The 23,611-nt window shown below is 71.6% G+C and carries 19 protein-coding genes, 1 tRNA gene and 1 riboswitch; of the genes, 14 read left to right on the plus strand and 6 right to left on the minus strand.

Annotation, left to right across the window (positions count from 1 at the left end; genetic code table 11):
* Positions 1-39: 39 nt before the first annotated feature.
* Positions 40-1,557 (plus strand): protein kinase domain-containing protein, encoded by a 1,518-nt coding sequence (locus tag ACZ6Y1_RS14840; RefSeq protein ID WP_469628309.1) that lies wholly within the window; start codon positions 40-42, stop codon positions 1,555-1,557.
* On the opposite strand, the gene ACZ6Y1_RS14845 is transcribed toward ACZ6Y1_RS14840, so the two are convergent.
* Positions 1,545-3,905 carry a YfhO family protein gene (locus ACZ6Y1_RS14845; RefSeq protein ID WP_469628065.1) on the minus strand — a complete coding sequence of 787 codons (2,361 nt, stop codon included), beginning with the start codon at positions 3,903-3,905 and terminating at the stop codon, positions 1,545-1,547. The genes ACZ6Y1_RS14840 and ACZ6Y1_RS14845 overlap by 13 nt on opposite strands.
* A 278-nt stretch (positions 3,906-4,183) precedes the next feature.
* On the opposite strand from ACZ6Y1_RS14845, the gene ACZ6Y1_RS14850 reads away from it, so the two are divergent.
* Positions 4,184-4,825 carry a SurA N-terminal domain-containing protein gene (locus tag ACZ6Y1_RS14850; protein ID WP_469628070.1) on the plus strand — a complete coding sequence of 214 codons (642 nt, stop codon included), beginning with the start codon at positions 4,184-4,186 and terminating at the stop codon, positions 4,823-4,825.
* Positions 4,826-4,834: 9 nt separating this feature from the next.
* A complete protein-coding gene (locus ACZ6Y1_RS14855) occupies positions 4,835-5,893 on the plus strand; it encodes a nucleoside triphosphate pyrophosphohydrolase (protein WP_469628073.1) in 1,059 nt (352 codons plus the stop codon).
* Positions 5,894-5,909: 16 nt separating this feature from the next.
* Here ACZ6Y1_RS14855 and ACZ6Y1_RS14860 read toward each other — a convergent pair whose 3' ends face one another.
* Complete coding sequence (locus ACZ6Y1_RS14860) at positions 5,910-7,133, minus strand: globin domain-containing protein (RefSeq protein WP_469628076.1); 1,224 nt, start codon at positions 7,131-7,133, stop codon at positions 5,910-5,912.
* A gap of 120 nt (positions 7,134-7,253) precedes the next feature.
* Between ACZ6Y1_RS14860 and ACZ6Y1_RS14865 the strand changes: the two genes are divergently transcribed.
* From ACZ6Y1_RS14865 to ACZ6Y1_RS14895, 7 genes are all read left to right on the plus strand, one after another.
* The gene (locus ACZ6Y1_RS14865; RefSeq protein WP_469628080.1) at positions 7,254-8,546 is read left to right on the plus strand and encodes a cytochrome P450 family protein; all 1,293 of its coding nucleotides are present in this window, start codon (positions 7,254-7,256) and stop codon (positions 8,544-8,546) included.
* Between the two features lie 103 nt (positions 8,547-8,649).
* Positions 8,650-9,681 carry a LysM peptidoglycan-binding domain-containing protein gene (locus ACZ6Y1_RS14870; RefSeq protein WP_469628084.1) on the plus strand — a complete coding sequence of 344 codons (1,032 nt, stop codon included), beginning with the start codon at positions 8,650-8,652 and terminating at the stop codon, positions 9,679-9,681.
* Positions 9,682-9,957: 276 nt separating this feature from the next.
* Positions 9,958-10,129, plus strand: a riboswitch (cyclic di-AMP (ydaO/yuaA leader).
* 2 nt (positions 10,130-10,131) lie between these two features.
* Positions 10,132-10,824 (plus strand): transglycosylase family protein, encoded by a 693-nt coding sequence (locus ACZ6Y1_RS14875; RefSeq protein WP_469628089.1) that lies wholly within the window; start codon positions 10,132-10,134, stop codon positions 10,822-10,824.
* 282 nt (positions 10,825-11,106) lie between these two features.
* On the plus strand, positions 11,107-12,387 hold the full coding sequence (gene eno / locus ACZ6Y1_RS14880; RefSeq protein WP_469628092.1) for a phosphopyruvate hydratase: 1,281 nt from the start codon (positions 11,107-11,109) through the stop codon (positions 12,385-12,387).
* Between the two features lie 100 nt (positions 12,388-12,487).
* Positions 12,488-12,976 carry an FtsB family cell division protein gene (locus tag ACZ6Y1_RS14885; protein WP_385128690.1) on the plus strand — a complete coding sequence of 163 codons (489 nt, stop codon included), beginning with the start codon at positions 12,488-12,490 and terminating at the stop codon, positions 12,974-12,976.
* A 42-nt stretch (positions 12,977-13,018) separates the two neighbouring features.
* A complete protein-coding gene (locus ACZ6Y1_RS14890; RefSeq protein WP_469628095.1) occupies positions 13,019-13,561 on the plus strand; it encodes a DUF501 domain-containing protein in 543 nt (180 codons plus the stop codon).
* A complete protein-coding gene (locus ACZ6Y1_RS14895) occupies positions 13,558-14,544 on the plus strand; it encodes a Ppx/GppA phosphatase family protein (protein ID WP_469628098.1) in 987 nt (328 codons plus the stop codon). Before ACZ6Y1_RS14890 ends, ACZ6Y1_RS14895 begins: the two co-directional genes overlap by 4 nt.
* Before the next feature lie 45 nt (positions 14,545-14,589).
* Here the strand turns inward: ACZ6Y1_RS14895 and ACZ6Y1_RS14900 are convergent, their stop codons facing one another.
* Positions 14,590-14,859, minus strand: coding sequence for a type II toxin-antitoxin system RelE family toxin (locus ACZ6Y1_RS14900; RefSeq protein WP_469628101.1), 270 nt, complete (start codon positions 14,857-14,859; stop codon positions 14,590-14,592).
* Entirely contained in the window at positions 14,856-15,128 is a 273-nt protein-coding gene (locus ACZ6Y1_RS14905) for a type II toxin-antitoxin system Phd/YefM family antitoxin (RefSeq protein ID WP_469628104.1), read from the minus strand. The genes ACZ6Y1_RS14900 and ACZ6Y1_RS14905 overlap by 4 nt, the downstream gene beginning before the upstream one ends.
* Before the next feature lie 556 nt (positions 15,129-15,684).
* Between ACZ6Y1_RS14905 and ACZ6Y1_RS14910 the strand changes: the two genes are divergently transcribed.
* Both ACZ6Y1_RS14910 and ACZ6Y1_RS14915 read left to right on the plus strand, forming a co-directional pair.
* Positions 15,685-17,070, plus strand: coding sequence for an NAD(P)/FAD-dependent oxidoreductase (locus tag ACZ6Y1_RS14910; protein ID WP_469628107.1), 1,386 nt, complete (start codon positions 15,685-15,687; stop codon positions 17,068-17,070).
* Positions 17,071-17,196: 126 nt separating this feature from the next.
* Positions 17,197-18,612: a class I SAM-dependent methyltransferase gene (locus ACZ6Y1_RS14915; RefSeq protein ID WP_469628110.1), complete on the plus strand. Its 1,416-nt coding sequence runs from the start codon at positions 17,197-17,199 to the stop codon at positions 18,610-18,612.
* A 71-nt stretch (positions 18,613-18,683) separates the two neighbouring features.
* Here the strand turns inward: ACZ6Y1_RS14915 and ACZ6Y1_RS14920 are convergent, their stop codons facing one another.
* Positions 18,684-21,233 carry an ABC transporter permease gene (locus tag ACZ6Y1_RS14920; protein ID WP_469628113.1) on the minus strand — a complete coding sequence of 850 codons (2,550 nt, stop codon included), beginning with the start codon at positions 21,231-21,233 and terminating at the stop codon, positions 18,684-18,686.
* Positions 21,234-21,286: 53 nt separating this feature from the next.
* Positions 21,287-22,060, minus strand: a complete 774-nt coding sequence (locus ACZ6Y1_RS14925) for an ABC transporter ATP-binding protein (RefSeq protein ID WP_469628116.1) — start codon at positions 22,058-22,060, stop codon at positions 21,287-21,289.
* Between the two features lie 395 nt (positions 22,061-22,455).
* Between ACZ6Y1_RS14925 and ACZ6Y1_RS14930 the strand changes: the two genes are divergently transcribed.
* Together ACZ6Y1_RS14930 and ACZ6Y1_RS14935 are read left to right on the plus strand one after the other, a co-directional pair.
* Positions 22,456-22,537 (plus strand) — tRNA-Leu (locus ACZ6Y1_RS14930).
* A gap of 146 nt (positions 22,538-22,683) precedes the next feature.
* Positions 22,684-23,532, plus strand: coding sequence for a Bax inhibitor-1/YccA family protein (locus ACZ6Y1_RS14935; protein WP_469628120.1), 849 nt, complete (start codon positions 22,684-22,686; stop codon positions 23,530-23,532).
* Positions 23,533-23,611: the final 79 nt, after the last annotated feature.

Below are 23,611 nucleotides of genomic sequence, written 5' to 3' on the forward strand. Positions count from 1 at the left end.
GACCGCTACCAGCTCGCCACCATCCTCGGCCAGGGCGGCATGGGCCAGGTCTGGACGGCCTACGACCGGCGCCTCGACCGGCGCGTCGCGGTCAAACTGCTGCGCCCCGACAAGGTCGCGGGCCCCGGCACCGTCGCCGAGGAACTGCGCCGCCGCTTCGTGCGCGAGTGCCGGGTGACGGCCCAGGTCGACCACCCCGGGCTGGTCACCGTGCACGACGCGGGCAGCGACGGCGACGAGCTCTTCCTGGTCATGGGGTACGTGGAGGGCGCGGACCTCGCCGACCACCTCGCCGAGCACGACCCGTACCCCTGGCAGTGGGCGGTTTCCGTCGTCGCGCAGCTGTGCTCGGTGCTGTCCGCCGTGCACGCGGTGCCGATCGTCCACCGGGACCTGAAGCCGCGCAACGTGATGATCCGTCCGGACGGCACCGTGCTCGTCCTGGACCTCGGCGTCGCCTCGGTGATGGACACCGACACCACCCGTCTCACCAGCACCGGTTCGCCCATCGGCAGCCCCGCCTACATGGCGCCCGAACAGGCCATGGGCGGCGCGGTGGGCCCGTACACCGACCTCTACGCACTGGGCGTGCTGCTCTACGAACTCCTCAGCGGCAACGTCCCCTTCGCCGGCTCCACCGCCCTCGGCGTCCTGCACCGCCACCTCTACGAGCCCCCGCAGCCGGTGCGCGGGCTGCGCCCGGAGGTACCGGAGGAGCTGGAGGCGATCCTGCTGCGCCTCCTCGCCAAGGACCCCCAGGAGCGGCCCGGTTCCGCGCAGGAGGTGTACGAGGCCCTCACCCCGCTGCTGCCCGCCCGCGGCAGCGCCGCCCCGGCCGGGCCGCTCGACCCGACCCGCCCCTTCCTGCGGCCGCAGGCCCCCTGGCCCGACCGGGCCCCCTCGCTCACCGCGGCCCCCGCCACCCCCTCGGTGCCGGGCGTCCCGTCCGTCCCGGCACAGGTACCGGGCATCCCGCCGCGGCCGAGCGCGCCGCCGACGGCGCCCGCCAAGCCGGACATCGCCGGCGCCGTGGACCAGGCCCGCCAGCTGCTGTCCCAGGGCCGGCTCACCCAGGCCGTGGACATCCTCGGCGGCATCCTGCCGGCGGCCGCCGCCGAGCACGGCGAGCACTCCCCGGTCGTCCGCTCCCTGCGCAAGCAGTACGCGGCCACGCTGATGGGCGACGGCCAGTACCGCCGCGCCCTGCCCGAACTGCGCCGCCTCGCCGACGAGTTCCCAGCCGGTGACTCCCAGGCCCTGCGCTTCCGCTACGACTCGGCCCAGTGCCTGGAGCAACTGGGCGAACCGGCGGCCGCCCTGGCCGAGTACCGCTCGCTGCTCCCGCTCTTCGAGAACCACTACGCCAACCCGGACCCGGGCCTGCCCCTGGAGGTCCGCCGCCGGATAGCGCACCTCCAGCTCTCCCTCGGCGACCGCAAGGCCGCCCACGACACCCTGGTCCGGCTCCTGTTCGACGCGGAACGCCTGCACGGCCCGGCCCACCCCTTCCCCGCCGAGGTGCGCCGCACCCTGCAGTGGCTGGGTCAGGTGCGCTGACGCCGCCCGCGCAGCGACGCCAGACCCAGCAGCACGGCCACGGCCGTCCCCGCGGCGACCGTGCCCGGGACCAGCCCCGGTGGGCGGAAGGAGCAGGCGACGGTGGTGGTGCCGCCGTCGAGGGGGACCGCCACCAGACCCAGGTACGCCCCGGCCGGGCGGCCGTTGCAGGTCCAGCCCGCGACCGCCGGCACGGACAGCACCGCCGTGCCCGTGGCACCCGGCGGCAGCGTCGCCCGGACCCCCGAGGAGCCGACCCGCACCGAGGTCGCCGCGCCCGCGCGCAGGGCGGCCACCGCCGGGTCCAGGCGTGAGCGGTCCAGGCAGGACAGGGCCCAGCGGGGCGGCGCGGCCGCGTCGAACACCAGCGCCGAGGAGGCCCCGCGGGAGACCCCCAGCGGCTGGACGGCCGCCCGGTTGCGGGGCGCGTTGCCGTTCAGCCGGAACGCGGGCCCGTCGGCGAGGCGGGCCGTCGCGTTGTACTCCGGAGCCCACAGGAAGGCCTCGGTGCCCGCGCGGCACACCCCGGGTGCCTGCGGATCCTCGTACACCCTCGCGCCCAGCAGCAGCTCCTGGTTGGCGAACGGCGAGTCCCCGTAGGCGGCGGGCGGGCCCGGCGGGCGGGTCGTCACCAGCGGAGGCACCTGCGCGCGGCGGACCGTGCCGTCGGGCCGCAGGCGGGCGCCGACCGCGAACACGGCGTCCGTCACCGGGCTGTCGATGCTCTGGACGTTGCGGCCCCGCGAGGTCCACCCCGCCCCCAGCGCCACCATCGTGCGCGTGAACACCGCCGGGGTGTGGCTGCTGTAGTACGCGCCGCCCTCCCCGCCCAGCAGCATCGGGTCGTTGCCGGTCAGGGCCGGCCGGCTCGGGTCCGTGCGGTACGCGGGCCAGCCCTCGGCCCCCGCCAGCGCCTCGGCCCGCGCGGTGTGCGCCGCGGACCAGGACGGGTAGTCGTCGAGGCCGCCGAGCTTGCCCCGGTGGCCGTACGCGGTGGTCGCGGCGGCCTGCCCGGCGAGCACCGCCGCCAGCGCGGCCGCCGCCGGGAGGACCAGCCGGCGGTGGCGCAGCGCCCACCACGCGGCGGCGGCCGACACCAGTCCGCCGGCGAACAGGACGTACCCGATCCGCGTCGTGAGGGGACTGCCGGCCGCCCACAGGGCCGCCGCCGCCAGCAGGGCCGCCCCGCCCGCCAGGGCGCGCGGCCCCGGCATCCCGGCCGCGAGGCCGGCCCAGGCGGCGACCACGGCGATCCCGGCGAGCACGAAGGTCTGCCGGTACGGGCTGCCGTTCGGGGTCGCGAACAGGTGCCAGGCCAGGTGCGTCGGCGCCCACTGGAGCGAGAGCGCCACGGCCGCGGTCAGCCCCGCCCAGCACAGCCGGGTCCGCGCGGGCACGGCCCGGTGGAACGGCAGCGCAGCCACCAGCAGCAGTGTGCCGGTGCCGACGAAGACGGCGGGGGAGGAGAAGGAGTACGTCGCCGGCAGCAGCCGCGCGAACAGGTCGGCCCAGGACACCGGCCGGAACTCCTTGACCCACCCCGGGTAGGCCTGCCCCGAGCTCAGGAACAGCGGCAGCAGCACCGGAGCCGCCAGCGCGATCCCCAGTACCGTCGTCCCGGCCGCGCGCCCGACCACGGCGAGACGGGCCCGGACCCCCTGCCGCGCCAGCACGACCCGGACGAGGACGACCAGGGCGGCGCCCAGCGTCGCCATGTAGGCGGTGTAGAAGTTCGCCGTCCAGCAGACGGCCACGACCAGCACGCCGAGCACGGGCCGGCGCCCGCGCAGCGCCCATTCCCCGGTCAGGCACAGCATCGGGAAGGCGATCAGCCCGTCCAGCCACATCGGGTTGTAGGAGGCCTCGATCACCGACCAGCCGCACAGCGCGTACGAGGCCCCCAGCAGCCCCGCCGCCCACCACGGGCCGCGATGCTGGGTGCGCAGCAGCCACGCCATCGCCGCGGCCGCGGCCACCGTCTTGAGCACGGTGACCACGTACACGGCGAGGTCGATGTCCGCGCGCGGGAACAGCCCGACCAGCGGGGCGAACGGGCTGGTCAGGTAGGTGCCCAGATCCGGCAGGAAGCTCGTGCCGTACCCGGAGCGCCAGTTGAACAGCAGCCCGCCCTCCGCCCGGCCGTGCAGCAGGTCCCACAGCTGCGCGTGGAAGGGCACGAACTGGTTGCCGAGGTCGTTGACGCTGCGGTGGCGCGGGCCGTACGGGAAGACCCGGGCGACGGCGTCCCCGGCGCACACGGCCACCGTCGTGAGCAGGGCGGCGAGCGCGGAGCCGCGCAGGCTGCGGCGGCGCGGTGCGCTGCGCGGCGAGGGATGCGGTGTTGGCATGGTGCGCGCACTGTGGCAGCGACGGGTGACCGAAGGGTGGCCTCCGGGTGGCCGGTCGTCGCGGCCATGGCCGCCACGGGGGCGCCGGGTCCGCAGGACGGGTGACCGGATGGCGCGGCGGACCCGCCGGGCGGCCCGATCCGACTGCGCACGGGGCGTGTTCACCCCGTCCGCGAATCGTTGGTCGAAGCAGTGGCTCGGATCACTCCGACCTCATAACATCGATCACCGCACGGCCTTGTGCAAGAACGCACAATCTCCCGGCCCTGGAGGCTCCTTTGCACCGTCGCACAGCGATCTCCGTCTCCGCCGCCCTGCTCCTGGCGGCCCCCCTGCTGACCGCCTGCTCCGGCGGGACCCGCCCCGGTACCGCGGCCGTCGTCGGCGGCGAACGGATCACGACCTCCGCGCTCCAGGCGCAGGTGAACGACGTCCGGGCCGCGCAGAACCGTTCCGGGCAGGGCTCGGCCCAGCTCATCGCGAGCACCCCGAACCTGGAGCGGCAGAAGCTCGACGCGATGCTCCAGAGCAGGATCATCGACAAGATGGCCGACACCGCCGGGATCGAGGCCACCGAGAAGGACGTCGAGGAGGCCCGCAAGGCGCTGGTCGCCGAGGAGGGCGGGACCGAGCAGTTCGAGGCGAAGCTGCTGCAGGGCGGCGCCATGGCCCCGGCCCAGGCCGACCGCTTCCTTCGCAACCGGGTGCTGCTCTCCAAGCTGACCGCCAAGTACGGCAACGGGAAGCTCGAAGAGCCCGCCCGGGCCGCCGTCAAGGCCCTGCACATCGAGGTGAACCCGCGCTACGGCGCCTGGGACGACAAGCAGATCCGGCTCGGCGCCGGGGAGACCCCCTGGATCGTCCAGCGCTCCCGGGCCGAGGACGCCCCCGTGGATCCGATGGCGGCCGCGCAGAGGTAGGTTCGAAGGGTGACCGACCACGCACCCGCCGACCCCGCATCCACCGGCCCCGCACCCGCCGGACCCGTTCCGGCCGCCGAGCCCACGGGCCGCATCGTCCTGCTGACCACCAGCCACCGGGTCGCCCCGGGCGTGCTGTCCTGGCCGGCCTGGCAGACGCTGCACGCCGCGGACCGGGTGCTCTGCGCCGACCCCGGCCACCCGCAGCTGCCGTACCTGCGGGAGGCCGGCATCGAGGTCGAGCACGAGGCCCCCGACGCGCACGCGCTCGTCGAGGCCTGCGCGGGCGGCCGCACGGTCGTGGTGCTCCCCGGCGGGGAGGGCGACCAGCGGCTCACCGACGGGCTGGCGCGGCTCGCGGGCTCGGGCCGCTTCTCGATGCCCGACCTGGAACTGCTGCCGGGCTCCTACGACCTGCCGGGCGCACGCCTGCTCGACGTGGTCCAGGTGATGGACCGGGTCCGGCGCGAATGCCCGTGGACCTCGCAGCAGACCCACCAGGGCCTGGCGAAGTACGCGATCGAGGAGGCGTACGAACTCGTCGAGGCCATCGAGGCCGGGGACCGTACGGAGCTGCGCGAGGAGCTCGGAGACGTCCTGCTCCAGGTGGTCTTCCACGCGCGGATCGCGCAGGAGGCCACGGGCGGCGAGGACGAGGAGGACGAGGAGGGCGAGGGCGGGGCGTTCTCCATCGACGACGTGGCCGGGACCCTCGTCGAGAAGCTGATCCACCGGCATCCGCACGTGTTCGGCGACGCGTCGGCCGAGACCCCCGAGGACGTGCACGAGCACTGGCAGCGCACCAAGGCGGTGGAGAAGCGGCGGGAGTCGGTCACCGACGGGATCCCGCTGGGCCAGCCCGGTCTCGCGCTCGCGGCGAAGCTCGTCGGCCGTGCCCGTGCGGGGGAACTGGCCGTGGAGCTGCCCAGGGGTGAGGGCGTGGGGTACGAGCTGCTGGCGCTCGCGGCGCGCGCCGAGGAGGAGGGGGTCGACCCCGAGACGGCTCTGCGGGCGGCGGCCCGCGTCTACCGGGATGCGATCCGTGCGGCCGAGGGCGTCGGCGCGTAGCCCCCAGCAGCGGTGTTCAGGTGCCGGGGCCGTCCTTCGGCGCTCGGCCCGAAGGGTCGTGCCAGTGCGGTGGCGGGGGGTTCAGGAACCACTCGCCGAAACCCAGCGGGCGCCCGTTCGCGGGACCCGGGTCCTTGCCGCCGGCCGGTACGGAGTCGTGGAAGATCCGGTCGGGAGGGGCACCGAGTTCCTCCAGGAGCCGGGCGGTCTCGTTGATGAACGGCGGCGGCCCGCTGACGTAGACGTCCTGGTCGGGCCAGAGCCCCCGGTTGCCCAACGCGGTGACGAGCCGGTCCGTGGCCTGGTTGCGGTGCCGGCCGGGAGCGGGCGTGATGTAGGTGACGGCCAGCCAGTCGCAGGCGGCCGCGTACGCGTCGATGAGCGGCCGGTCGTAGAGGTGCGCGGCGTCCCGCGCCACGACGAAGAGCCGCACGTCCTGGTCGGGAGGATGCCCGGTGAGTTCCTCCAGCATGGCCCGGACCGGTGCCCAGCCGGTGCCGGCCGCTATGAGGCTGACCGGCCGGCCCGCGCGGCGCAGCGTCATCCGCCCGCCGGCCGCGGCGAGGCGCAGTACGTCGCCCGGCTGGGTGTCCCGGACCAGGTGGGTGCTGAGGCGGCCCCGGTCGATCCGGCTGACGTGCAGGTCGACGGTGCCGTCGGGGCGGGGCGCGTTGCCGATGGAGTACGTGCGCCAGGTCGTCGGGACCCGTTCGGCGCTCACGCTGGTGTACTGGCCGGGGAGATAGGGGAAGGGGATCCGCGGCTCCAGAGTGAGCACGCCGATGTCCTCTCCGTACCGGAGGTGCCGAACGACCTCCGCGTCCCACCAGGGCGGGTCCTCGCTCGCGGCGGCGCCCGCCATCATCGCGTCGGCGATCACCTGGTAGGCCTCGGCCCACGCCTTCTCGGTCCGGGTGGTCCAGGCGCCGCCGGAGGTCTCGGCGAGCGCGGCGAGGAGGCTGGAGCCGAGGGCCGCGTAGTGGTGGGGCTCGACCAGGAACTTGCGGTGGTCGCGCCCCAGGTCGCGCAGATAGGGGACGAGGCTCTCGTTCTCCAGGTGGGCGATCACGTACGTGAGCGCGGCGAAGAGGCGGTCCCGCTGTCTTTCCATGTCTTCGAAGGAGGCCGGGAAGAGGTCACGGAACCGGGGGTTGTGCCAGAAGAGGTGGGAGTAGAAGAACTTGACCGCGTGCTCGGCCCGTCTCTCCACCACCGCGAAACTGCTTTTCAAGATCCTCACATCCACAGAACCGAAAGTAGGAACGCCGCGGTGCGCGACGTCAAGCCGAGGGCCATCTACGGACAGCCGCGGCGAACGGGCCATATGGGATGACGGGTGAAGGCGGGATACGGTCGGCGGGTGCACGATCAGACTCCCGCAGCCCCCGACGACCACTCCTCCGCGCAGGGTCCGACCCTCTTCGACTGGGAGTTCGCGACCGACCCGTACCCCGCCTACGCCTGGCTGCGCGAGCACTCCCCGGTGCACCGCACCAAGCTCCCCAGCGGGGTCGAGGCCTGGCTGGTCACCAGGTACGCCGATGCCCGCCAGGCCCTCGCCGACCAGCGGCTCAGCAAGAACCCGGCGCACCACGCCGAGCCCGCGCACGCCAAGGGGAAGACGGGGATCCCCGGGGAGCGCAAGGCGGAGCTGATGACGCACCTGCTCAACATCGACCCGCCGGACCACACCCGGCTGCGGCGGCTGGTGTCGAAGGCGTTCACCCCGCGCCGGGTGGCCGAGTTCACCCCGCGGGTGCAGGAGCTCACGGACCATCTCATCGACGAGATCGTCGAAAAGGCGGGGGCCGCCCGGAAGGGGGAGGCGGACCTGATCCACGAGTTCGCCTTCCCGCTCCCCATCTACGCCATCTGCGAGATGCTCGGCGTACCGCGCGAGGACCAGGACGACTTCCGCGACTGGGCCGGGATGATGATCCGCCACGGCGGCGGTCCGCGCGGCGGGGTCGCCCGTTCCGTGAAGCAGATGCGCACCTATCTCGGGGAACTGATCCACCGGAAGCGGGACGATTTGGGCAATGACCTCATCTCCGACCTCATCCGGGCGAGTGACCACGGCGACCACCTGACGGAGGCAGAGGCCACCGCGATGGCTTTCATCCTGCTTTTCGCCGGTTTCGAAACCACGGTCAACCTGATCGGCAACGGGCTGCACGCCCTCTTCATGAACCCCGGCCAGCGCGAGCGCCTCCAGGCCTCCCTCGCTGCCGGGGAGACCGGCCTGCTGGAGACGGGCATCGAGGAACTCCTGCGCTACGACGGCCCGGTGGAGCTGGCGACGTGGCGGTTCGCCACCGAGCCGATGACCCTCGGCGGTGAGGAGATCGCGGCCGGGGATCCGGTCCTGGTGGTCCTCGCGGCGGCCGACCGGGACCCCGGGCGGTTCGCCGACCCGGACACCCTGGACCTCTCGCGGAGTGACAATCAGCACCTCGGTTACGGGCACGGCATCCACTACTGCCTGGGCGCTCCGCTCGCGCGGCTCGAAGGACAGACCGCACTTGCGAGTTTGCTGACGCGTCTGCCGGATCTGGAACTCGCCGTTCCACCGGAAGAGCTGCGCTGGCGCGGCGGACTCATCATGCGTGGCCTGCGCACTCTTCCCGTTCGCTTCGCAGTACCGAACAACTGAGGGCCGCCTGATCCGACGTCAGTTCCCGGCCGAACTTGTGACATGCGTTCGAGGGCGGCTAGGTTCTGCCGTTACCCCGCCGTTATGCGAAAGGTGCAGCCTCATGCGTTCCGGGAACGGCCGCCACAGACGCCCCCGTCAGGTGCCCGCGATAGTCGTCACTGCCGGAGTCACCGGCTCCGCGCTGGCTCTGCCGCTGCTCGCCGCCACCGGCGCGAGCGCGGCCGACACCTCCACGTGGGACAAGGTCGCCGAGTGCGAGAGCGGCGGCAGCTGGAGTGCCAACTTCGGCAGCGGCGCCTACGGCGGCCTCCAGTTCACCCAGGAGGAGTGGCGGGAGGCCGGCGGCCTCGACTTCGCCGAGCGGGCCGACCTCGCGAGCCGTTCCCAGCAGATAGCCGTCGCCGAACGCGTGCTCGCGGCCAAGGGCCCGCAGGCGTGGCCGATGTGCGCGGCGCCCGCCGGGCTGGACGCGCAGGGCCCCGCCGCCGTGGTCGACCCCGGCCAGCCCGGCAACCACGGCAGTGTCAAGCCCACCCCCTCCCGCCCGGACGACGTCGTACCGCCCTCCGGGGCCGTGCCGCCGTCCACGGATTTCGGGGCTCCGACCCCGGGGATCGCCGACGGCCCGCTCGGCCCGAACCTCGGACTGCCCGTCATGCCCCCGGCGGACCTCCCGGTTGACGAGCCGACGACTCCGGGCAACTCGAACAACCCGGGCAACCCGGGTATCCCGGGCGATCAGGGCAACTCGGGTAAGCCCGCCGACCCCGGCACCCCGACGGCGCCTCCCGCGACGACGCCGACCGCGCCCGGCCTGCCCCCGGCGAACCCGGCCGACCCGGCCAACCCGGGAGTCCCCACGGCGCCTGACGCCTCGACCGCACCGCCCGTCACGACTGCCGAGGGCACCGGCAAGCACCGCGGCACGCCGGCCCCGGAGACTCCCGGGACGCCTGATGCCGCGTCGGAGCCCACGTACACCGTGAAGACGGGCGACAGCCTGACGGCCATCGCGGATGCCAAGGGGGTCAAGGGCGGCTGGAACGCCCTCTACAAGGCCAATGAGCAGGTCATCGGCGGGGACGCCAACCTGATCAAGCCCGGACAGAACCTGGATCTATCCGGACAGTAAGGGCACTTCAGTTGACCGGTAAGAGTTGATTGTCGGTTTTCTGTAAGTGAGACATGTGTCTCTTCCGGTCAACTGGCGTGTCCCGCCCCGGGGCTTGCGCAAACCCCGTCCTCACCTGCGCAAACGCCTTTGAGAAGGACGCAAGTAGGGGCCGTTTCTCCCCGATGCCGCGCGTTGAACATCGGGGAGAGACCTGTCTACCTTCTGAATCGCCCGCCACCGCGGGCTCCTTCGACCGCATCGCCGAATCCTGCCGGCGGACGGGGGGAACAGTCGTCGCGTCAAGCGCCGGAGGCAGGAGCGGGGGAACCAAGGTAGGTGCCGGGAACGGCCGTTGAGAGACGGCCGGCAACCGGCTAGGGGTCAAGACGTGCGCTGGGTCGCACGGCCGGGCAACTCACTCGCCCGAACCCGACAGCTCACCTCGTAGGCGTCGGTGAGGAGAACCTCATGCTGCTTTCCGGCAAGGGCAAGCACCGTCGCGCCACCAAGGCCGTCCGCATCGCCACGCTCGCCGGTGTCGCCGGCGCCGTCGTCGCCGCGCCGCTGATGGCCGCGGGTACCGCGAGCGCCGCCACCGCGAGCGAGTGGGACCGCGTCGCCCAGTGCGAGTCCGGTGGCAACTGGTCCATCAACACGGGCAACGGCTACTACGGTGGCCTGCAGTTCTCTTCCTCCACCTGGGCCGCGTACGGCGGCAAGGCCTACGCCCCGCAGGCCAACCAGGCCTCGAAGTCACAGCAGATAGCCATCGCCGAGAAGGTCCTCAAGGGCCAGGGCAAGGGCGCCTGGCCGTCCTGCGGCGTGGGTCTGTCGAACTCCTCCTACACCGGCGGCTCGACCGAGACCCCGAAGACGGAGACCAAGAAGACCCAGCCGAAGAAGACCGAGACCAAGAAGACGGAGCCGAAGAAGACGGAGCCCAAGCGCTCCGAGACCCCGGCCCCGACCACCCGCTCCGAGCGCACCGAGGCCCCGAAGACGGGCAACGGTTCGTACGAGGTCAAGGCCGGCGACACCCTCGGTGCCATCGCCGACGCCAACGCCGTCAAGGGCGGCTGGGAGAAGCTCTTCGAGCTGAACAAGGACATCGTGTCCGACGCCGACCTGATCTTCCCGGGTCAGAAGCTGAAGCTCAGCTGAACAATGCGGCACTAGCCGCAGGCCCTTTCACCGCATGTGACAGCCCCACCGCCCGGCGCGCCTTCCCCTCCACGCGCCGGGCGGCGGCGTGTGTGCGGGCCAAGGCGCCTTTCTCCAGAGTCGTATGTCCTGGAACGGGGGTATTCGGGCCCTTTTTCGTCCCAGGACCCGGGCGGTCGGCAGGCCGAATGCCCGGAGGCGGTTAGGCTCTAAGCGGCAAGGCCGTCCCATGGCCTGACATGCCGCCGCACACCCAGCGTCACATCCCAGAAGGAGATGCTCGTGCCGTCCATCGACGTCGTCGTAGCCCGGGAAATCCTGGACTCCCGAGGCAACCCCACGGTCGAGGTCGAGGTGGGCCTCGACGACGGCAGCACCGGCCGTGCTGCAGTTCCGTCCGGTGCCTCCACCGGTGCATTCGAAGCCGTAGAGCTCCGTGACGGTGACCCCGACCGCTACCTCGGCAAGGGCGTCGAGAAGGCCGTCCTCGCCGTCATCGAGCAGCTCGGCCCCGAGCTCGTCGGCTACGACGCCACCGAGCAGCGCCTGATCGACCAGGCGATGATCGACCTGGACGCCACCGAGAACAAGGGCTCCCTCGGCGCCAACGCCATCCTCGGTGTCTCCCTCGCCGTGGCGCACGCCGCGTCCGAGGCCTCCGACCTTCCGCTCTTCCGCTACCTCGGCGGTCCGAACGCGCACCTGCTGCCCGTTCCGATGATGAACATCCTCAACGGTGGGTCGCACGCCGACTCCAACGTCGACATCCAGGAGTTCATGATCGCCCCGATCGGCGCGGAGTCCTTCTCCGAGGCGCTGCGCTGGGGTGCCGAGGTCTACCACACCCTCAAGAAGGTCCTGCACTCCAAGGGCCTGTCCACCGGCCTGGGCGACGAGGGCGGCTTCGCCCCGAACCTGGAGTCCAACCGCGCCGCGCTCGACCTCATCATCGAGGCCATCAAGCAGGCCGGCTACACCCCGGGCACGGACATCGCGCTCGCGCTCGACGTCGCCGCGTCCGAGTTCTACAAGGACGGCCAGTACGAGTTCGAGGGCAAGTCCCGCTCGGCCGCCGAGATGACCGACTACTACGCCGAGCTCGTCGAGGCGTACCCGCTCGTCTCCATCGAGGACCCGCTGTTCGAGGACGACTGGGCCGGCTGGAAGACCGTCACCGAGCGCATCGGCTCCAAGGTGCAGATCGTCGGCGACGACCTCTTCGTCACCAACCCCGAGCGCCTGGCCCGCGGTATCGAGGAGGGCTCCGCGAACGCCCTGCTCGTGAAGGTGAACCAGATCGGTTCGCTGACCGAGACCCTCGACGCCGTCGAGATGGCCCAGCGCAACGGCTTCAAGTGCATGATGTCGCACCGCTCCGGCGAGACCGAGGACGTCACCATCGCCGACCTCGCCGTCGCGGTGAACTGCGGTCAGATCAAGACCGGCGCCCCGGCCCGCTCGGACCGCGTCGCCAAGTACAACCAGCTGCTGCGCATCGAGGAGATCCTCGACGACGCCGCGGTGTACGCGGGCCGCAGCGCGTTCCCCCGCTTCAAGGGCTGATCCGGACCTCCGGGTCTAGCCTCCGTACGTCCCCGCACTCGGTCCCGTACCGTGTGCGGGGACGTATTGGTTGGTACGTGTACACAGGGGAGGCGGATCAATGGCCGGGAACCGGGATCGGTTCTCCACCTTCTCCACCGCGACCAGGCTCAAGCAGCTCGGCGAGCGGACCGCCGCCCACGTCTACCGCTCCCAGTCGCGCCGTCAGGTCCGCCGCAGCCGGCTCACCGGACGCGCGGCCCTCCTGGTGCTCGTCCTCTGTACGCTGGTCGTCGCCCTCGCGTATCCGATGCGCCAGTACGTCTCCCAGCGCTCGGAGATCGCGGAGCAGCAGAAGGCGGCCGCCGCGGCGCGGGACCGCCTGGAGCGGCTCCGCGACGAGAAGGCCCGCTGGCAGGACGACGCCTACGCCGAGCAGCAGGCGCGCAAGCACCTGCACTTCCTGCGCCCGGGGGAGATCGGCTACATCATGACCGACCCCGGGGCGCAAGGCCCCGAACGGCACCGCACCGGCAAGGCCGGTACCGTCCGGCCCTGGTACTCCAACGTCTGGGACGGCGTCGACAAGGCCGACCGCCCGGGCGACTGAGCACCGCACCCATCCACGAGAACGAAGAGACTTCCTCCAGGCATGCAGACGCCCCCGCCCCAGACCGACCGGACCGAGCCGACCGACGCCGACGTCGATGCGTTCCAGCAGCAGCTCGGCCGCCCGCCGCGCGGCCTGCGCGCCATCGCGCACCGCTGCCCCTGCGGCCAGCCGGACGTGGTGGAGACCGCCCCGCGGCTCCCCGACGGCACGCCCTTCCCGACGCTGTACTACCTGACGTGCCCCCGCGCCGCCGGCGCCATCGGCACGCTGGAGGCCAACGGCGTGATGAAGGAGATGCAGGCCCGGCTCGCCGAGGACCCGGAGCTGGCCGCCGCCTACCGGGCCGCGCACGAGGACTACATCCGGCGCCGTGACGCGATCGAGGTGCTCCAGGGCTTCCCGAGCGCCGGCGGCATGCCGGACCGGGTGAAGTGCCTGCACGTCCTGGTCGGCCACTCGCTGGCCGCCGGCCCGGGCGTGAACCCGTTCGGCGACGAGGCGCTGGCGATGCTGCCGGAGTGGTGGGCCAAGGGCCCCTGCGTCACCCCGTGCGCGGAGAAGAAGGAAGAGGACGCGAAGTGACCCGGGTCGCGGGCATCGACTGCGGGACGAACTCCATCCGCCTCCTCGTCGCGGACTGCGACCCGGCCACCGGGGACCTGGTCGAGCTCGACCGCCGCATGACCATCGTGCGGCTCGGCCAGGGCGTCGACAAGACGGGCCGGCTGGCCCCCGAGGCCCTGGAGCGCACCTTCGCGGCCTGCCGCGAGTACGCGCGGGTCATCGCGGAACTCGGCGCGGAGCGGGTGCGTTTCGTGGCCACCTCCGCCTCGCGGGACGCCGAGAACCGCGACGAGTTCGTTCGGGGCGTCAAGGAGATCCTGGGCGTCGAGCCCGAGGTGATCACCGGGGACGAGGAGGCGGAGTTCTCCTTCACCGGCGCCACCAAGGAGCTGACCGCGCACGAGCACCTGGAACGGCCGTTCCTGGTGGTCGACATCGGCGGCGGCTCGACGGAGTTCGTGGTCGGTGAGGAGCACGTACGGGCCGCCCGCTCGGTGGACGTCGGCTGCGTCCGGATGACCGAGCGTCACCTGGTGGCGGACGGGGTCGTCACCGACCCGCCGACCGCCGCGCAGATCGACGCGATGCGGGCCGACATCGAGGCGGCCCTGGACCTGGCCGAGGAATCGGTCCCGCTGCACGAGGCGCGCACCCTGGTGGGTCTGGCCGGCTCGGTGACCACGGTCGCCGGGATCGCGCTGGGCCTGCCGGAGTACGTCTCCGAGCGGATCCACCACTCCCGGATCTCCTACGAGCAGGTGCGCGAGATCAGCGGGCGGATGCTGACGCAGACGCACGCCGAGCGCGCCGCGATCCCCGTGATGCACGAGGGCCGGGTGGACGTCATCGGCGCGGGCGCCCTGGTCCTGCTGGCGATCATGGAGCGCATCGGGGCCTCGGAGGTCGTCGTCTCGGAGCACGACATCCTGGACGGCATCGCGATCAAGACCGCGGACGAGGTCGAGACCGACAAGCAGCGCTCCGACCTGCCGGACCGCTGAGCGATGGCGCTCCGGTCGACTGATCGGAGCGCCGTCGTCGTAGCCTCATATGTTGCGGTAGATGTCCCGCCGGTCGCCGATTTTGACGACGAGAATGACGAGCTCGCCGTCAAGGACCTGATAGGCGATCCGGTAACTGCCCACCCGGAGCCGGTAGAGGCCGGAAGGTCCGGTGAGCTTCTTGACGTCGGCGTCCTCGCGGTACGGATCGTCTCCCAGCGCGGTGAGTGCGGCGAGGATGCGCATTGCGGCCGGCTTGTCGATTGCCCGGAGCTGCCGTTGCGCCGCGGTGGTGAACCGGAACGCGTACTTCACGCCGCGCCGTCACCCCGCTCACTGAACAGGTCGGCCAACAGTTCGGCCATGGTCACGGTCGGCCCGCCTTCTGCCAGCACGGCCTCCGCCTCGCGCGCGAGGAGTTCGTCGGCCGCGGCTTCGAGCGCGTTGAAGTCGGCGATGGGAACGAGGGCGGCCACCGGGGCGCCGTTGCGGGTGATTATGGTCGGAGCGCCCTGCTCCGCCCGGTTGATGTGGTCCGCGAGGTGGGCACGGGCTTCGCGCACGGTCACAGCGTTCTCACTCATGACAGCAGTGTACGCGCGGATGTGTACACAGGCTGTCCCGAGCCGAGCCGAGCCGAGCCGAGCCGAGCCGGTGACCGGTTCACCGGAGATGCCGGACGGCATCGCCTGGTCCGTAGCCTGAGACGGGGCGCGGCGGGCAGCGGATTCCCAGGCGGAACGGTGCTTCGGGCTGCCTCTGCGGGGGTCCGCGGGGGACTTCGGCCCCTTGATCCACACCAAGTTCGTGAAGTTCTTCACAAGGAAAAGGGGTCCGCAGGGCAGTCGGAGGGGCCGTTCGGGGCTCTTCCGAGGCCCTCGGGCTCTTTTTTTGAGCGTTCGTGCGAATGTCGGAGCCGACGGGTTCCGCGTCAGACGTATGGACAAAGACCGGTGGTCCAGTCCGGTCGAGGGCCTACATCCCAGTTCAGGACGGGTGAACAACGATCTCCGAGGTGCCGCGGTTCCCGTTGCGTGTCATGACTTCCGTCACGCGGGCCGCGGAGTGTAGCAGAGGGTCTTCCGCACCTTGTGAAGGGGCTCACGAGCATCACCCCTGGGGGTGCTGGATACTCGTTCCATGAGCACCACGGAGCGTCCCAGGATCCTCGTTGTAGGAGGTGGGTACGTAGGTCTGTACGCGGCCAAGCGCATCATGAAGAAGATGCGTTACGGCGAGGCGACCGTCACGGTCGTCGACCCGCGGTCGTACATGACCTACCAGCCCTTCCTCCCCGAAGTGGCCGCAGGCAGCATCTCGCCTCGGCACGTCGTCGTCCCGCTGCGACGCGTGCTGCCCAAGGCAGAGGTACTCACCGGCCGGGTCACCAGCATCGACCAGGACCGCAAGGTCGCCGTCGTCACGCCGCTCGTCGGCGAGGCGTACGAGCTGCCCTTCGACTACCTGGTGATCGCGCTCGGCGCCGTCTCCCGCACCTTCCCGATCCCCGGCCTCGCCGAACAGGGCATCGGTATGAAGGGCGTCGAAGAGGGCATCGGCCTGCGCAACCATGTCCTCGAGCAGCTCGACAAGGCCGAGTCCACGACGGACGAGAACGTCCGCCGCAAGGCCCTCACCTTCGTCTTCGTCGGCGGCGGCTTCGCCGGTGCGGAGACCATCGGCGAGGTCGAGGACATGGCCCGCGACGCCGCGAAGTACTACTCCACGATCAAGCGCGAGGACATGCGCTTCATCCTGGTCGACGCGGCCGACAAGATCCTCCCCGAGGTCGGGCCCAAGCTCGGCACCTGGGGCAAGGAGCACCTCGAGTCCCGCGGCATCGAGATCTACCTCAACACCTCCATGGACTCCTGCGTGGACGGCCACGTGGTGCTGAAGAACGGCCTCGAGGTCGACTCCAACACCATCGTGTGGACCGCGGGCGTCAAGCCCAACCCGGTGCTGGCCCGCTACGGCCTCCCGCTGGGCCCGCGCGGCCACGTGGACGCCGAGCCGACCCTCCAGGTCAAGGGCACGGACTACATCTGGACCGCCGGCGACAACGCCCAGGTTCCCGACATCGCCGCCCGCAAGGCCGGCGTCGAGAACGCCTGGTGCCCGCCGAACGCCCAGCACGCGCTGCGCCAGGCCAAGGTCCTCGGCGACAACGTCATCTCGGGCATGCGGGGCTTCCCGCAGACCGAGTACTCGCACTCCAACAAGGGTGCGGTGGCGGGCCTCGGCCTCCACAAGGGCGTCGCGATGATCGTCATGGGCAAGATGAAGATCAAGCTCAAGGGCCGGCTCGCCTGGTACATGCACCGTGGCTACCACGGCATGGCCATGCCGACCTGGAACCGCAAGATCCGCGTCTTCGCCGACTGGACCCTCGGCATGTTCCTCAAGCGCGAGGTCGTCTCCCTCGGAGCCCTGGAGACCCCCCGCGAGGAGTTCTACGAAGCCGCCAAGCCGGCGCCGGCTCCGGCCGCCGCCTCCGCCCCGGCGGAGAAGGCCAAGGCCTCGTAAGCGCTCCGGCGCACCCAGCACGACCCCGAAGGGGCCGCCCGCCATCCGTGGTGCGGGCGGCCCCTTCGGCGTACCCGGAGCCCGGGATGGGTAGACGGATGCGTCGGAGCTTTGTGGAGGTGCGCCATGAACGACGCCGCGCCGCGGCTGGCTGCTCTAGCCGAGACCCTGCTGGAAGCCCCGCTGCCCGTGCGCATCCGTGCGTGGGACGGCAGCGAGGCGGGCCCGCCCACTGGTCCCGTGCTCGTCTTCCGCCGCCGCCGTGCCGTGCGCCGGATGCTCTGGAAACCGGGTGAACTCGGCCTGGCCCGCGCGTGGGTCGCCGGCGACCTCACGGTCGACGGCGACCTGTTCGAGCTGCTGGACCGGGTGGCCGGACTCGTCTGGGAGAAGGAGCGCACGCTGCCGCCCGCCGTCCGCTCCGGGCCCGCGGGCCCGACGGCCGGGCGGGCCGGCCGGGCCGGGCCGCTCGCGGCCCTGGCCGCCGTCGCCGACCGGGCGCGGGAGGCCCGCCCGGCCGCCCTCCCGGAGGCCGCCCGGCTGCTGCGCGACCCCGAGCGCCGGGCCGCCGTACGCGGGCTGGTAGCGCTCGCCGGACCGCTGCCGCCGCCCGCGCCCCCGGCCGAGGAGGCGGGCGTCCGGCGCGGTGGGCCGCAGCACAGCAGGGGCCGCGACCGGCGGGCCGTCAGCCACCACTACGACGTCGGCAACGAGTTCTACGAACGCGTGCTCGGCCCCTCGATGGTGTACTCCTGCGCCTACTGGACGCGCGGCGGGACCCTGGAGTCGGCCCAGCGCGACAAGCTCGACCTCGTCTGCCGCAAACTCGCCCTGCGCCCCGGCGAACGGCTCCTCGACGTGGGCTGCGGCTGGGGCTCCATGGCGGTGCACGCGGCCCGCGAGTACGGCGTCCGGGTCACCGGCATCACCCTCTCCCGCGAGCAGGCCGCCTACGCCCTCAAGCGCGTCGCCGACGAGGGGCTCACCGACCTGGTGGAGATCCGGATCCAGGACTACCGGGACGTGAAGGACGGCCCGTACGACGCCGTTTCCTCCATCGGCATGGCCGAGCACGTGGGCGCCGAGCGCTACCACGAGTACGCCCGCACCCTGCACGCCCTGCTGCGCCCGGGCGGACGGCTGCTGAACCACCAGATCGCCCGGCCCCCGGAGGCCGACGAGGACGCCTACCGGATCGACGAGTTCATCGACGCCTACGTCTTCCCCGACGGGGAGCTCTCCCCGCTCGGCAGCACCGTCGGCGAGCTGGAGCGGGCCGGCTTCGAGGTCCGCGACGTGGAGGCGCTGCGCGAGCACTACGGGCTGACCCTGCGGGCGTGGGTGGCGCGGCTGGAGGAGCACTGGGCGGAGTGCGTACGGCTGACCTCGCCCGGGCGCGCCCGCGTCTGGCAGCTGTACATGGCGGCCTCCGCGCTGGGCTTCGAGCGGGGCCGGCTCGGTGTCAACCAGGTGCTCGCGGTGCGCCCCTCGGCGAGGGGGGAATCGGGCCTCCCGCTGCGGCCGCGCGCCTGGACGGAGTAGGGCGCGACCGCACGCCGAAGGGCCCCGGGGCAGCAGCCCCGGGGCCCTTCACGGCGCGGCGTGCCGCGCCGCTACTCCGTCTTGATGGCGGTCAGCATGTTCAGTCGCGCCGCGCTGCGGGCCGGCCACATGGCGGCCAGGACGCCGACCACGGCGGCCAGCAGCAGGAAGACACCGATCCGGTCCCACGGCAGGACCAGCGCGTAGTTCGGTACCGCCTTGGCGAGGGTGGAGCCCACGGCCCAGGCGAGGAAGACGCCGATGACGACACCGAGCACCGCGCCGAAGAGCGAGATGACCACGGCCTCCAGGCGGATCATGTTCTTGACCCGGCCGCGGTCGAGGCCGATCGCCCGCAGCATGCCGATCTCCTGGGTCCGTTCGAAGACGGACATCGCGAGGGTGTTGACGACGCCGAGCACCGAGATGATCAGGGCCATCCCGAGCAGGCCGTACATGATGTTGAGCATCGTGTTGACGATGCCGCCCATCTCGTTGCGCATGTCCTGCTGGGTGGAGACCTTCATCGCCGGGTTCTTGCCGAGGGCGTCGACGACGGCCTGCTGGTTCGCCGTGGAGGCGCCGCCGGCGGTGTGGACGTAGACCTCGCGGATGTACTGTTCGTCGCTGTGCGCGGCGAGGATCCGGTTGTCGAGCACGTACGGGGACAGCAGGCCCTCCAGGTCCTTGAAGACGCCGCCGACCTTGAGCGTGGCCTTCTGGCCGTCGTCGTACTGGACCTGGAGCGGCGAGCCGACGGTGAGGTTCCTGTCCTTGGCGGTCTTCTCGGCGACGAGGACCTCGCCCCTGCCCAGGGAGTCCACCGAGCCGCTGACGGTCTCGACGTTCAGCAGCTCGCCGATGCCGGCCGGATTCACCCCGGAGGCCGAGCGGAAACTGTCGCCGATCTTCAGGAAGCCGGCGGCCTGCTCGGAGACGGCCTTGACCGCGGGGGCCTTGGCGAGGGCCTCGACGACCGACTTGTCCAGGGGCATGCCGTCGGCGGCCATGGAGACCTTGTAGTCGGCCTTGATGTTGTCCGTGCTCATCCGGTCGACGGCCGTGCCCATGGTGATGCCGAGCACCGACAGGGTGGTGACCAGGGTCAGTCCGATTGCCAGCGACGCGGCGGTGACCGCGGTGCGGCGCGGGTTGCGCACGGCGTTCTGGGCGGCCAGCTTGCCGGGGACACCGAAGACCTTCTGCAGGCCGGGGCGGATCGCGGCGATGACCGGCCTGGACAGCAGCGGCAGGATCACGATCATGCCGATGAGCAGGAAGAACGCGCCGGCTCCGATGACCATGCGGCCGTCGCCGCCCATGGAGACGCCGAGCATGACCACGCCGATGCCGGCGAGGCTGATGACGGAACCGAGGACGTTGCGCAGGACCAGGGACTTGGCGGTGGCCGGCAGGTGGGCGCTGCCCATCGCGGCGACCGGGGCGATCCGGCCGGTGCGCCAGGCCGGCAGCAGGGCGGCGAGGGTGGTGACGAGGACGCCGATGACCAGGGCCGCGATGACGGTGGCCGGGGCGATCACGAGGCCGCCGGCCGGGAGCTTGGCGCCGAAGGCCTCGATCGCGGAGCGGATGCCGACCGCCAGGCCCGCACCGCCGGCCAGGCCGACGGCGGCGGAGACGACGCCGACGACGAGGGCTTCGGTGAGCACCGAGCGCATGACCTGGCCGCGGTCGGCGCCGACGGCGCGCAGCAGGGCCAGTTCCCTGGTGCGCTGGGTCACCAGCATGGTGAAGGTGTTGTAGATGAGGAAGATGCCGACGAAGAGCGCGATGCCCGCGAAGGCGAGCAGCATCTGGTTCATGTTCGTCATCCCCCTCGCCACGTCCTTGGCCTGTTGCCGGGCGAGTTCGGCACCGGTCTGCGCCTTGGTGTGCTTGGAGTCGAGCAGCGGCTCGATCTCGGCGAGCAGCCGGTCGGCGGAGGTGCCGGCCTTGGCGGCGACGGAGAGCTCCTCGTAGAAGCCGGGCTTGAGGTAGAGCTCCTGGGCGACGGCGGTGTCGAAGAGGACCAGGCTGCCGCCCGCGCTGACCGCGCCGTCCTCGGTGGTGAAGACACCGGAGAGGGTGTACTCCTTCACCGGGCCGTTGGTGGCGACACGGACCTTGTCACCGACCTCGTACCTGCCGGTGTCGGCGGTCGCCCGGTCGAGCGCGATCTGGTCGGCCCTGACCGGGCCGGTGCCCTCGGTGAAGGTGTAGCGCGGGTCCTTGCCGTCCTTGACGGGGGCGTAGTTGGCGCCCTTGTTGGACCAGCCGGAGCCGATCAGCTCGCCCTTCTCGTCACCGACGCCGGCGAAGCCGGAGACGCGGCCGGAGACGGAGTCCACGCCGCCCAGAGCCTTGACCTTGTCGAGGGTCTGCGCGCTGATGCCCGGCTCGCCCTCCTTCTGGCCCTCGTCGCCCCGGCCCTGGCCGTACGAGGTCACGGAGACGGCGACGCCGTCGTAACTCTTGGCGGACTGGCCCGAGAGGGCCTTGCCGAGCGTGTCGGTGAAGATCAGGGTGCCGGAGACGAAGGCGACGCCGAGGGTGACGGCGAGCACCGTCATCAACAGCCGGGCCTTGTGCGCGAGGACGTTGCGCAGGGCGGTACGGAACATGGTGGAGAAGTCCAAGGGGAATCGGCGGGACCGGGCAGGGGGGTGAGGGAGCCTCAGCTCGTACGGCCCTTGGAGTCGAAGGCCTTCATGCGGTCCAGGACGCCGTCCGCGGTGGGTGCGTACATCTCGTCGACGATGCGGCCGTCGGCGAGGAAGACGACGCGGTCCGCGTAGGAGGCGGCGACCGGGTCGTGGGTGACCATGACGACGGTCTGGCCGAGCTCGCGCACCGAGTTGCGCAGGAAGCCGAGGACCTCGGCGCCGGAGCGCGAGTCCAGGTTCCCGGTGGGCTCGTCGCCGAAGATGATCTCGGGGCGGGAGGCCAGGGCGCGGGCCACGGCCACGCGCTGCTGCTGGCCGCCGGAGAGCTGCGTGGGGCGGTGGGAGAGGCGGCCGGAGAGGCCGACCATCTCGATGACCGTGTCCAGCCACCGCTGGTCGGCCTTGCGGCCGGCGATGTCCATGGGAAGCGTGATGTTCTCCAGGGCCGTCAGGGTCGGCAGCAGGTTGAAGGCCTGGAAGATGAAGCCGATCTTGTCCCGGCGCAGCTGCGTGAGCTGCTTGTCCTTGAGGGAGCCCAGCTCGGTCTCACCGATGCGCACGGAGCCGGAGGAGAAGGTGTCCAGGCCCGCGACGCAGTGCATCAGCGTGGACTTGCCGGAGCCCGAGGGGCCCATGATCGCGGTGAACTGTCCCTGCGCGAAGTCCACGGAGACGTTGTCGAGGGCGACCACCTGGGTCTCGCCCTGGCCGTACACCTTGGAGAGGCCCGTCGCTCGGGCGGCCACGGCCTGGCTGGTGCGCGGGGCGTGGTTCATGGTGGTCACGGGAGGGCTCCTCGGTCTGCGGTGCGGGGACTTTTCCATCGTCTCCGCGCCGGGCGCGCTCCGGATCAGCCGCGGTGCCGGTTCGCAGGCCCACTGGAGTCTGACCGCGGGAGCGTCCGCGTACGCCTCTGGTATGACGGCGACCCTGATCCACCTGCGCAGACCCGGGGAGGCGCGGGGTGGCGGGCGGGGTGGCGCGGGACATCGAAATCCCGTCATTCCCGCATCGGCGGTGATCGTCCCGGAGAAGGGGCCCACCGCGCCTTCTGTGCCCTGACGCACCCTCAATCGCCAATAAAATCAGACAACATCGGAAAGACGGCCAGGTGGTGGCACGGGTGTTCCGGATAGGCTCGGGGCAGCGCTGAAGGCTTTATCGGGGGCCGCCACGCCCTGCCCGGATGGTGGAATGCAGACACGGCGAGCTTAAACCTCGCTGACCTTCGGGTCGTGCCGGTTCAAGTCCGGCTCCGGGCACTCCTCAGCTCCCCGAGGCCCGGTCGATTTATCCCCTGCGCGTCGCCCCGTCTTCTCCTAAGATCCTCCTCCAGCAGTAGGGTGATTTTTTTGCGAGCGCATTACTCTTGATGCGAGGCCGCGCTCGGTGGCCACGGAGGAGTGAGATGAGGAGCAGTAACCCGGTCTTCTCGCGACGGGGGTTCAGCCGCGACAACGGTGGCTACGCGGGCTTTGACGCGCAGTACCAGCAGGCCGGGACCAACCCGTACGCGACGAACCCGTACGCGACCGACCCGATGACGGGTATGCCGCAGGCGCCGGCGCGCACGAACGCCATGACCATGGACGACGTCGTGAGCCGCACGGCCATGACGCTCGGCACGCTCATCGTGACGGCGACCCTGTCCTGGGTCCTCCTGCCGGTCGACCCGGCGAACCTCGGCAAGTCGTACGGCATCGCCATCGGCGCGGCCCTGGTCGCGTTCGTGCTGGCCATGGTCCAGTCCTTCAAGCGCAAGCCGGTCCCGGCGCTGATCCTGGGCTACGCGGCGCTGGAGGGTGTCTTCCTCGGTGTCATCAGCGCGGCCACCAGCACCTACTTCGGTGCCGGCGTGGTCATCCAGGCCGTCATGGGCACGATGTGCGTCTTCGCCGCCGTGCTCCTCGCCTACAAGATGGGCTGGATCCGCGTCAACCGGCGCTTCACCGGCTTCGTGATGGCCGCGGCGCTCGGCTTCGTCCTGCTGATGGTCGCGAACTCGCTCTTCGCGCTCTTCGGCGGCGGTGACGGCCTCGGCTTCCGCAGCGGCGGCCTCGGCATCGTCTTCGGCATCGTCGGCGTCATCCTCGGCGCCTGCTTCCTCGCCATGGACTTCAAGCAGGTCGAGGACGGCGTGACGTACGGCGCCCCGCGCGAGGAGGCCTGGCTGGCGGCCTTCGGCCTCACGCTGACCCTGGTGTGGATCTACCTGGAGCTGCTGCGCCTCTTCCAGATCCTCTCCGGCGACGACTAGCCGTACCGGCAGCCGTCCGGTTCGCCCACTGCAGGGGGAAGGCCCCGCGAGCACACGCTCGCGGGGCCTTCCCGCGTCT

It is taken from the genome of Streptomyces sp. NPDC053432 (assembly GCF_055585365.1).

Excerpts from the sequence above, each read along its gene's own strand:
- ACZ6Y1_RS14840 (WP_469628309.1), top strand. The coding sequence starts at position 40 with ATGGGCCAGGTCTGGACGGCCTACGACCGGCGCCTCGACCGGCGCGTC.
- ACZ6Y1_RS14845 (WP_469628065.1), bottom strand. The coding sequence starts at position 3,905 with ATGCCAACACCGCATCCCTCGCCGCGCAGCGCACCGCGCCGCCGCAGC.
- ACZ6Y1_RS14870 (WP_469628084.1), top strand. The coding sequence starts at position 8,650 with ATGCGTTCCGGGAACGGCCGCCACAGACGCCCCCGTCAGGTGCCCGCG.
- ACZ6Y1_RS14875 (WP_469628089.1), top strand. The coding sequence starts at position 10,132 with ATGCTGCTTTCCGGCAAGGGCAAGCACCGTCGCGCCACCAAGGCCGTC.
- ACZ6Y1_RS14885 (WP_385128690.1), top strand. The coding sequence starts at position 12,488 with ATGGCCGGGAACCGGGATCGGTTCTCCACCTTCTCCACCGCGACCAGG.
- ACZ6Y1_RS14890 (WP_469628095.1), top strand. The coding sequence starts at position 13,019 with ATGCAGACGCCCCCGCCCCAGACCGACCGGACCGAGCCGACCGACGCC.
- ACZ6Y1_RS14905 (WP_469628104.1), bottom strand. The coding sequence starts at position 15,128 with ATGAGTGAGAACGCTGTGACCGTGCGCGAAGCCCGTGCCCACCTCGCG.
- ACZ6Y1_RS14910 (WP_469628107.1), top strand. The coding sequence starts at position 15,685 with ATGAGCACCACGGAGCGTCCCAGGATCCTCGTTGTAGGAGGTGGGTAC.
- ACZ6Y1_RS14915 (WP_469628110.1), top strand. The coding sequence starts at position 17,197 with ATGAACGACGCCGCGCCGCGGCTGGCTGCTCTAGCCGAGACCCTGCTG.
- ACZ6Y1_RS14920 (WP_469628113.1), bottom strand. The coding sequence starts at position 21,233 with ATGTTCCGTACCGCCCTGCGCAACGTCCTCGCGCACAAGGCCCGGCTG.
- ACZ6Y1_RS14935 (WP_469628120.1), top strand. The coding sequence starts at position 22,684 with ATGAGGAGCAGTAACCCGGTCTTCTCGCGACGGGGGTTCAGCCGCGAC.